The 1,329-nt window shown below is 55.4% G+C and carries 1 protein-coding gene; it reads right to left on the bottom strand.

Going from position 1 to position 1,329, the window contains the following annotated elements; genetic code table 11:
- Positions 1-1,103: 1,103 nt before the first annotated feature.
- A partial coding sequence (locus NW815_RS05290) for a hypothetical protein (protein ID WP_414415781.1) occupies positions 1,104-1,329 on the bottom strand: 226 nt, incomplete at its 5' end.

Raw genomic sequence — 1,329 nt, 5'->3', positions numbered from 1 at the left:
GATATGTGCCCGATGGACGCAGGTCAGCTTCTGCACGCTCGGATAGAGGGTTCACTTGGCTGAATGCTCGTTAGAGGGCTGATTAGCCCTGGTGCTCCAGTAGAAGCGATCTAGAGTAGAGGGTATGCCTAGAAGACTAGCCTACCACCCAGGGGTGAAATGCCGGTTCTGCGGCAGCGAGGAGGAGATGCGCAAGTAACGCAGTGGCACGCAGAAGTCAGCGCAGAAGGTGCAGTCGTAGAACCACACCGAATCCAAAATCAATAGCGCACAGTCCCAGACGCGCCAGTATGCACTGCGACTGGTCGCTGAAGGTATGAGCCAGCGCCACGAATACTACAGGTCAGTGGGCAGTCAATTCGGCGTTGGCTCATGTTGACGCGCTGCCGGTGCAGCCGCTCAAACCTGCCACGTTAGAGATGACTGAGCTGGTAGTTTACACCTTTGTGAGGTCAAAAAAACAAACGCTACCTGATTACAGCAGTTGACCGCAAGACACGCCGTTTCAAGGGCTGGTCACTTGTTGCCGAGTGCACGGCTGAGGCGATTCAGGCACTTGTTGACCAACAGTTTTGCTTGGATGGGTATGCCGGTTACCGGCAGGTGAACTACCGTCGGAGTCGTCACCTAGTCGGGCGAGGGAAGTCGCAGACTTACTCGGTTGAGGCGAATAACGCTGAGTTACTCGCAGTTGGTGCGTCGGACGCGGGGGCCAAGAGTGATGCTGGTCTGCGGCGGGCGATTACTTTGTTTGTGCACTGCTGGAATGCGCGCCAGATGCTCCGGCAGCTTTACCCAAAATACCGGCGTGGCTTGTCTGAGTTTATATCACTTTAGATTGGAACACTCCTCTGTAGGAGTGCTCCTGATAGAAGCGATTTAGAGTAGAGCATGCCTAGGAGACCAGTCAGACACCCAAGGGTGCAAGCAAATTCTGTGGCAGCAGGGAGATGCGCAAGTCCTCGCAGTGGCACGCATAAGTATCAGGGCAGACAGTGCGATCGCGGAACCACACCGAATCCAAAATTAGGCGCACCAGCACGCACTGCGACTAGTTGCTAAGCTGCGTAATGCAGGTCGGCAGGCGATCCGCGGATGCGCAGTCATAGTGACACTGCCGCATTTGCGCCAGCAGGCGACTGCCGCCGCCACAAGCTCCAAATATACAACACCCGTTCAAAAAACTGTTTCGGCTGCACTAGTGCAGATAATAGGCCAAACCCAGCCAATCCCCAACTCATCTTCCAAGCTACGGCTGCCCACAGCGGCAAATCGCTGCCAATCACACGCACCAGAACCAGATAGCCGATCACCGTTAAGACGAGCGCA

The sequence above is a fragment of the Synechococcus sp. R6-7 genome (assembly GCF_047461695.1).
Taxonomy (GTDB): Bacteria; Cyanobacteriota; Cyanobacteriia; order Thermostichales; family Thermostichaceae; genus Thermostichus.
The sequence above is the reverse complement of the archived record's forward strand: the minus strand, read 5'-3'. Positions and strand labels throughout refer to the sequence as shown.